Source organism: Planktothrix sp. FACHB-1355, from assembly GCF_014748295.1.
GTDB lineage: Bacteria > Cyanobacteriota > Cyanobacteriia > Cyanobacteriales > Aerosakkonemataceae > Aerosakkonema > Aerosakkonema funiforme_A.
Genome location: NZ_JACJUP010000256.1, coordinates 1 through 6,956, shown reverse-complemented (window position 1 = coordinate 6,956; position 6,956 = coordinate 1). Strand labels below are relative to the sequence as shown.

3 protein-coding genes and 1 pseudogene are annotated in these 6,956 nt (G+C 45.5%); 2 read left to right on the top strand and 2 right to left on the bottom strand.

The features are described from left to right. Positions 1-242 (bottom strand): annotated as a pseudogene (locus tag H6S82_RS13090) (hypothetical protein); the annotation flags it as partial. Beyond that, positions 239-1,627 carry a serine/threonine-protein kinase gene (locus H6S82_RS13085; protein WP_190465621.1) on the bottom strand — a complete coding sequence of 463 codons (1,389 nt, stop codon included), beginning with the start codon at positions 1,625-1,627 and terminating at the stop codon, positions 239-241. The gene H6S82_RS13085 and the pseudogene H6S82_RS13090, both read right to left, overlap by 4 nt. Before the next feature lie 93 nt (positions 1,628-1,720). On the opposite strand from H6S82_RS13085, the gene H6S82_RS13080 reads away from it, so the two are divergent. Beyond that, a complete protein-coding gene (locus H6S82_RS13080) occupies positions 1,721-3,994 on the top strand; it encodes an ATP-dependent helicase (protein WP_190465623.1) in 2,274 nt (757 codons plus the stop codon). A 1,490-nt stretch (positions 3,995-5,484) separates the two neighbouring features. Beyond that, positions 5,485-6,777 (top strand): response regulator, encoded by a 1,293-nt coding sequence (locus H6S82_RS13075; protein WP_190465625.1) that lies wholly within the window; start codon positions 5,485-5,487, stop codon positions 6,775-6,777. The last annotated feature ends 179 nt before the right edge of the window (positions 6,778-6,956 follow it).

Sequence of the window (6,956 nt, the reverse complement as noted above, 5' to 3'; positions counted from 1 at the left end):
GTAGCAAGGGTGCGGGCAATTTCCGGACAAGTAGCAGCTGAATTGAAAGTAAATATTTCCGGTAAGCGGCTGATGGGAAAAACCACTTCTACAGGCACATCGCTGTACGATCGCCCCAATGTAATTAAAGCAGTGATGACTTCATCCAACCACAAAGGCTTGAAATCGAGATGCCAAAATCTGAGAGTTATTCCCAGTGCGAAAGCTATTGCCAACCCCAGGTGATGACGAGAAATTTTCATCGCAATAACAGAGGTTTCTTCACGAAAGCTGCTATTTCCTGCGTCAACCAGTCTTTTTCAATCGGCGTTAACCAAAAACCGAAACGATGGGTGCGAACACCTTCCACGAAAGCGCAAGCTGTCACCGAGCGAGGTATTTGGCCTTTCAATTTTGCCAGCAGCTCATCCTCGGTCGGCACAAATTTACTCACTTCTACGCGATCGATATCCTGAGTGCGTCCCTGCACTTGGTAAAATACCCCCAGAAACGACCATCGCAGTCGGAAGTTTTGCCTGTCAATTTCCAGTTTCGTGCGACCCAGCAATTTAAACACCGAATCTTTCAGCTTGACTAAACCGAACATTCCTAAAAGAATTGCCCCTAGCGGAAACAGCCAGAAAAATGGACTGTAAAAAACCAAGCGGTAAAAAGAAAACAGAAAAGATGAGATTGCCAGCCACATCAATCCAGACACAAAATTGAACAAATCCCAGTATTGCCATCCCTGACGGGGAATTTCTGCCACCAAAAGCCGATCGGTTTTTGTCAAAGCGACGCGAGTACCTGCGGGACGCCGAAGTTTGGGGACGAGAACGCCATTGCCTTTTAGCACAGAAAGTGCTTCTTTGGTTGATAAAAATCGATTTTCTACTGTCGGTTCCAGCAGCTTGTCCAACCAGTCCGCGAATTCCGAGGAAAATTGTGACTGAGAGCGGAAATTAATCTTGAGCTGGCGAGAAGGAAATTCCGCAGGCGATCGATGAGTCAAAACGAACAGCAAAGTTGCCCCCAAACCGTAGAGATCGGTAGCGGCGAAAGCTTGCCCCCGAAACTGCTCTGGTGCCATGTAGCCGTAGGTACCCACAACCGTACTGCCACCAGTAATTGTATTCTGATAAGTGGCTTTTACCGAACCAAAATCCACTAAAAATATTTGTCCGTCTTCTCTCCTGATGATGTTATGGGGTTTGATATCGCGGTGGATAACGGGTGGTGTAAGTGCGTGCAGGTAACTCAAAACATCTAAAATTTGGGCAGCTAGCTGTCTAACCTCGGTTTCGGTGGCGTGCCAACCGCTTTGCACCAAAGAAAAGAGCGATCGCCCTTCTGCCAATTCTTGGACTAGGTAGAAAGACTGGTTATTGTTTGTTTCTACCTGAAAATAATCTATATAACGAGGAATGGCGGGATGGTTGAGGTGGGAAAGGACGCTGGCTTCTCGTTCAAACAGTTCTAAGACTTTCCAGTCAGCCATACGGTTGAGAGACAGCGCTTTGATCGCCACTCGCTTACGAGTTTGCAAATCTTCTGCCTCGTAAGTTGTCCCCATTCCACCTTGCCCTAAAATGTCAATTATTGTATATCGTTGGGCAACGATATCTTGAGGCTGGTGCAGCAGTTCCATGAAGCTTATTATGCTGTGGGTTGTACTCCGATCTTATGTCAGCGGTCAGAAGCTGACACTGACCTCAAACAACTGACAACTGACTTTTAACAAATGACACACAACAAAGAGCAGGCTTTGCAGCTGATTCGCGATCGTCTGCGATCGGGACAGCGGCAAATGGCAGATTGGCAAACAGGCCCGCTGGCGGTTTCTGCGGTTCCCGGTGCGGGTAAATCTACGGGTATGGCGGGTGCGGCGGCGATCGCGATCGCACGCAATCAACTGCATAGCCGTCGCCAGCTCGTCGTCGTCACTTTTACTCGTTCCGCTGCTGCCAATATCAAAGCCAAAATTCGCAGATATTTGCGAGAGGATTTGTCATTACCGCAAATAGGCTTTGTTGTCCAGACGTTACACGGTTTAGCGCTGAATATTGCCAGCCGCCATCCCCAACTTTCCGGTTTAAATTTAAATAATGTGACGGTAGTGACACCCGATCGCAGTCACCGTTTGATTCGCGCTGCGGTAGAGCGATGGATCGCGGCAAATCCCCGTCGCTATCAAATTTTAGTAGCAGGGCAGCAATTTGATGGGGAGGAAACGGAACGGTTGCGCCGTCAGTCGGTTTTGCGTACAGAGGTGTTGCCTTCTTTAGCACAAACGGTGATTCACGAAGCAAAAAGTTCCGGCTATTTGCCCGCAAAGTTGTGGGAATTGAGCGAACAAACGCGGGATGATTATGGAATTTTAGCGATCGCAGCGGGATTGTACGAGAATTATCAGGATTTATTGCGATCGCGTGACTTCATCGACTACGACGAAATGATTCTCGCCGCTTTGCGAGTATTGGAAAACGAAAATATACGTCGTCTCTGGCAAAACCAAGTTTTTGCCGTTTTTGAAGACGAAGCGCAAGATTCATCTCCCTTACAAACCAAATTATTGGAAATTCTCGCCACCGACCCCAGTAATCCCAACGCACCGCCGAATTTAGTGCGCGTTGGCGACCCCAATCAAGCGATCAACTCCACCTTCACTCCTGCCGATCCGATTTATTTTCGTCGTTTTTGTTCTGATTGCGAATCAAATAGGTTGCTGGCAACAATGGATAGAGCCGGTCGCAGCAGCCAAATTATTATCGATGCGGCTAATTTTGTGCTTGAGTGGGTGAATACTTCCCAATTGGCAGGTACAGAACAACCTTTTCGCCCTCAGAAAATTCTGCCAGTGACAGCGGATGACCCGCAACCGGATGCTAACCCAGATCCAGTCGGTCGGGGATTGGAAATTTACACGCCTCGCGATGTTCATCACTCAGTCAAGTTAATCGGTGAGCGAGTGCTGGAACTATTTGCCCAGTATCCCACGGAGAAGCGATCGGCAGCTGTGTTAGTGCGGACAAACGACCAAGGGCGATTTGTTCACCAACAACTAAAAGAAGAATATGGCGATCGCATAGATATATATGATGTAGTTCAGCACACTCTCTACACGAAAGTACCGGCAGAAATATTATCTCTGTTGCAATTTGTCGATCGACCCCATTCTCCCGACTACTTAAAAGCTGCCTTAGAAGTGCTGGTGCAACGCCAGTTAATTCCCCCGCAAGACCTCAACGCGCTTGCCAGTTTACCAGAACAATTCCTTTATCCCGGCCCTCTCGACCCACCGCAGACAGAACAAGTGCTGAAGGCGCGTCGTTTTTGTACAAAGTTACTTCGCGCCAGGATAGAGTTGCCCCATTACCAGTTGATTACTTTTCTAGCTTTAGCTTTAAATTATGACCCAACGGAACTTGCCACGGCTGACAAATTAGCCGAACGGGTAGTCCGACAAACTGCGGGTGACAATTCGATGCCGAGTACTCTCAATGCCCTCAGCGAAATCGTCAGTTCGGAAAGATTTGAACCTGTCGATACGGAAGGCAATGACAGTCAGTATACTCAACCGGGCAAGCTGACGATCGTCACGATGCACAAAGCGAAAGGGCTAGATTGGGATTACGTATTTATCCCGTTTTTGCACGCGGCGATGATTCCCGGCAATCTGCGGATACCGACACCGACTCAGTTTCTCGGTGATTTTACTTTAGCAGAGGTGGCACGGGCGCAAATTCGCGCCAGCCTTCACGGTGAATCTGCTTTACCGGAAGTTACGGAAGCTTGGGAAAAGGCGGGATATTTGAAAACAGCTGAGGAATTTCGTCTTCTCTACGTGGCGATGACGCGGGCGAAACGTTTGCTGTGGATGTCTGCTGCGAAACAAGCGCCTTTTACTTGGAGTAAGCCGGAGAATTTGCAGGAGCAATTGCCTTGTCCGGTAATCCCAATGTTAAAGGGTAAATTTCCGCGATCGATTGTTTCTTTGTCTATGGTGTCGAGTTGAATAGGCGTTTCTGTTTGCGTTTGAGTACCGCACCCGCACCCATATCACCAAATGCGAGTAAAGTCAATTCCCAATTATGTTCCGGAACAGATTGAGGAACAGGATCGGGGGCGCGAAAGATGTCTATCTGGAATGAAGCTAGAGGACTGCCGTTAAGTCTTCGACTGTAACGGGAGATGAATGGCGACCAATATATAAACTGAGTGTGAGCGAATCCTTATTTTGGTGTCGCTTGTTGCTCAACATACCAAAAAATCGATCGTTCCTACATGATTAATGGAGACAGTATCAAAGTACGAAAATGGGCCGCTTATATCAGCAATGGTGGTAAATTCTGTTGCGTTGCTTATTGTGAAAATTGTTGTATCCAAATCTAGTATCTCCAAAAGCTTGTGGAAATTACTGAAGGCTTTTCGCTTTCAACCATCTATTCACGATTAATATCAAGTAATTATGACATATAAGAACTAGACTTTATCAGTAGTTGTACGTAATCTTTATCAAAAAAATATATTTAAAGGTTTTGATTAAAGATGGGATCGAAACGAACGGGAGATTAGCGAGTAAAACTAGCCGAGTCTAACGGGTGGTAGCAAAGAAACCGGGTTTCTCTGTAGCCAATCGAGCTAAAAAAGGCTGCAATCGGGTCAATTGCACGATATTACATGGCTATTTGTAATATTGCCGCTCGATCCATATCCGTATTTCTGCATCTGTACGCAAGGATATGGAGCGATCGCTGACTTGATTCGGAAGCTTGCCGATAGTAAAATAAGATTCAGTTGAATTATACCAAAACTTTGCGTTCGGAATCGACTGCGATATCCCCTAACTTTAGCTAAGTAGTTCGCCATGCAGAAAGTGGCGTAAATTAAGCATTAAAACTGTTCGTAACGCAAAAACCTTATCCAAAATTCTTTGTCAATTTGATTGATAAATTACTTGACATTGAAATCATTTACCAATTTTGTTAGTTTCCACAACAATGTCCTATTTAGGTAAAATTCTCGTTTCCTATTTAGAAAATAAGCGATAATATAAGAATATCTCTGTTGAGGGCTTTTCTTAAACTCACAAGTGGCTACCAAGACTTCACTACACCCTGATGACTGAACCAAATCGGCGAGCTGAGGGTGGTGGTTGAAGATACTCTTGTTAAGAAACATTGACAAATAAAGCAGTTTGTCAAAAGAAATTGCTGCAATTTTTTGCGCTCGGCTATAGCGGAGTGGATTTTGTATATACCCAGAGTTAATGCAGTGGTTAAAACTTACTTTTTCAGGGTTAGTACTTAGATTTAACAATAAATGTGATGTCATACTCTGGAGAACTAACGGTAAGGGGATTTGTTAGTTTGCATATCATATTGTTTTTTGTTAAGATTTTTTTAAGAATTATAAAATTTAGTTTTTTTCTATCCATCAAAAGTAAGATATATATATGTAATCCAGAACGCAGAAATTGTTTGAAAATGCCGCTAAGGAACCAGGATGACTACCAACGATTTAGCTATTGACAAGCTGAGCGACCAAATACAAATTTACAGCCAGAGGCAGTTCAGTGGGAGGCTTGACGTACAGGGAGCGACGACTTGGAGCCTTTACTTTTGCCTCGGTCGCCTTGTCTGGGCTACCGGGGGAACACATCCGCACAGGCGGTGGTACAGGTATCTCAGTCAGTACTTTCCTCAGATCGCTTCCAACAGCATTCGCCTCAGAGAGACCGATATAACCAGATACTGGGAGTATCAAATTTTAACCGTCTTGGTGAAGAGGCAGAAGATTGCGGGAGAACAGGCTGTAGCTGCAATCAAGAGTACAGTAGCAGAAGTTTTGTTCGATATCCTCCAGCATCAAGAAAAACAGCAGCTGACTTACACTTGTACTCAAGAAGAAGTTTTAGATGCGTCGCTAACCCTAATTAGCCCAGCCCAAGCTTTGCAAGAGTCCCAACAAGCTTGGGAAACTTGGCGCAGTGCTGGTTTGGCGAATTTATCGCCCAATTTAGCGCCTGTGCTGAAACAAGCGGAGGAACTGCAAAAGTTGGCTTCCCCTCGCGTTTACCAAACGCTGGTGAAGGTGATTGATGGAAAACGAAGTCTCCGAGATTTGGCACTTCTTGTGAAGCAAGATTTACTAACGCTAGTGCGATCGCTCACGCCTTATATCCGAAAAAAAATCATCGGACTCGTAGAAATTGCGGACTTGCCCAAACCGGGCACAACCGCCACAACTCCACCCCCACAAACCGCACAAAGCAGAGGAGAAACAGAAATTCCTCCCACGGAACCATTGCAGCAAATACCAATAGCCAAACCTTTACCCTCACCGCCGCCACCGCCACCACCACCGACAGTTTCAATACCATCAAGACCTTTAGTGGCATATGTGGAGGATAGTACGCTGGATTGCCAAATAATGGAGGATATTCTCCTTAAAGCTAGCTATAAATTTTTGAGTATCAAAGATTCTATGCAAGCTTTGCCACTGCTGTTGCAACACAAGCCAGATGTAATTTTTCTAGACCTGGTTATGCCAGTTGCCAACGGCTACGAAATTTGCGCCCAAATTCGCAGAATTTCATCTTTTAAAAACACACCTGTGATTATTCTTACGGGCAATGACGGGATAGTCGATCGAGTTCGTGCCAAAATGGTGGGAGCAACTGACTTTTTGTCTAAACCGGTAGTAGCTAACAAAGTACTGGCAGCCCTACGAAAACATTTGAACTCTTCACCAGTGTCAGACTCTGAGCCTCAATTATTACGCTATCAAACTTCTTAAAGGTTTGATGTCGTTTTTCAGGAGCCTGAGTTGGTTTCTCATGACCGATGACCAAGATAGATCTCGTGTCACCTTTTCCCGATTTGAGAGGAGTATATGACCACAGTATTAGTAGTTGAAGATAGCTTGACAGACATGAAACTCATGACTTATTACATACAACAGGCAGGCTTAGCTGT

Excerpts from the sequence above, each read along its gene's own strand:
- H6S82_RS13085 (WP_190465621.1), bottom strand. The coding sequence starts at position 1,627 with ATGGAACTGCTGCACCAGCCTCAAGATATCGTTGCCCAACGATATACA.
- H6S82_RS13080 (WP_190465623.1), top strand. The coding sequence starts at position 1,721 with ATGACACACAACAAAGAGCAGGCTTTGCAGCTGATTCGCGATCGTCTG.
- H6S82_RS13075 (WP_190465625.1), top strand. The coding sequence starts at position 5,485 with ATGACTACCAACGATTTAGCTATTGACAAGCTGAGCGACCAAATACAA.